General features: G+C 53.2%; 1 protein-coding gene. It reads right to left on the minus strand.

What is annotated here, in order from left to right:
• Positions 1–507: MobF family relaxase (gene mobF, locus C8024_RS14210; RefSeq protein WP_173206350.1), on the minus strand; the 507-nt coding region annotated here is incomplete at its 3' end.
• Between the last annotated feature and the right edge of the window lie 27 nt (positions 508–534).

Here is a 534-nt window from a genome sequence, read left to right on the forward strand (position 1 = left end):
GTCCGGGCCTTGGGTGATATTAGCGACAACCGCATGAAAATGAACATTGGGTTCAGAATTGCGATTGGTGTCATGCTGGAACAGTCCAATCGTCAGATTGCCCGTTCCAATGGCCTTAATTTTACCATGCGAAAAAACCCGTGTTTCGGCGACATTCTTCTCGGCCCATTGCAGCGTCTCTGTGACCGCTGTCCGGTAGGCTTCGATAATTCGCTTATCGCCGCCAACCAGAGCGATTAGCGACCAGCTTTTGGGTAGCGAAAAAGTAAGATCGGTTCCGGCGCGGTGATATTGTTTATCGCTGCCCACTCGCTCGCCATTTGGCAATTCACCGCGCAGCAGAGCTTCAAAGGCTGACGCATCGACTTGACCTTTTAAACCGAGACGCTCCGCTCCTTCTCCAATCCACTGACCGGACCGGTCCGCATCGGCTTTGGTATAATAGTTATCCGCTGCAAAATAAGTGGCAGCGCCTCCCGCAGAGCGGACATTGGAAGCGGAGAGCATAGTCCATTCCTATCGTTAGGGCGCGCC

The sequence above is a fragment of the Sphingopyxis sp. BSNA05 genome (assembly GCF_013265645.1).
In the GTDB taxonomy this organism is placed as follows: Bacteria; Pseudomonadota; Alphaproteobacteria; order Sphingomonadales; family Sphingomonadaceae; genus Parasphingorhabdus.